The 950-nt window shown below is 65.7% G+C and carries 1 protein-coding gene; it reads right to left on the bottom strand.

Annotated features, from left to right (window positions below; all coding sequences use genetic code 11):
* The coding region (locus QRQ56_RS39180; RefSeq protein WP_438747117.1) for an IS256 family transposase at window positions 1-950 on the bottom strand (950 nt) is incomplete at both ends.

Below are 950 nucleotides of genomic sequence, written 5' to 3' on the forward strand. Positions count from 1 at the left end.
CAATTGCTTATGCGCCTTCAATCGTCGAAAGCCCTTGTTGGCCTCGATCATGCCGGCCGCGACCCATCGCAAGGCCATACCGGCATCCCGCCAGCGTTTGACGTTGCGCGTGACGCGGCGAATGGTGCCCATCATGTTCTCGGCGATGTTGGTACAGGCGAGCGATCGACGAAGCTCCTTCGGCAGCTTCAACCGGACGACAGTCAGGATTTCGTCGAGGCCTTCGAGGATGCTGGCCGCGACGCCGGGCCATTGCTGGTCGAGGCGACGCGCGAGATTGCGGATCAATTTTTCAGCCTTGTCGGCGTCATCGAGCTCCCACGCCTGGCGCAGCACCCGACGGGTGGGCGCATGATGCTCTTTCGGCAGGCGTTCCATGATGTTGCGCGCCTTGTGGATCTGGCAGCGCTGGATCGCAGCGGCCGAACCGAAGGTGCGGCGGATCGCCTTCGACAACGCTTTCGCGCCGTCGGCGATGAACAGTCTTGGCATCGTCGGGTCGAGCCCGCGCGAGACCAGGTTGTCCAGCAGGGCCTGAACCGTTGCGGCATTCTCGGTCGCCCCTTCCACCAGCGCCAGCGGATGCTTGTTGCCTTCGCCGTCAACTCCAATCGCGGCGACCAGCACGAGATCGTCGCCGAGATGCAGCCCGTCGATTTGGACCACCAGAAGGTCGAGCGCGGACAGATCGGCAGCCATGAAGTCAGCCAGCCGCGCCGCCGACAGCGCTACGAACCTCCGCGAGGCCGCCGACTTCGAAACCCCCGATCCGGGCGGTGCCGGCACGTCACCTTCGGGCAGCCGGACGGCGCGGCCGAACCGGCGCGTCGACACATTGATCAGCATCAGGTTCATCGCCCAGCGACCGAGCCAATCCTCCTGCGCCGCCGTTTCCCAGCTCGGGATCGTGACCTCGCCGCCATCCACGCCCCGGACCCGCGGGCGCTCGA

The organism is Bradyrhizobium sp. U531 (genome assembly GCF_051710265.1).
Lineage (GTDB): Bacteria > Pseudomonadota > Alphaproteobacteria > Rhizobiales > Xanthobacteraceae > Bradyrhizobium.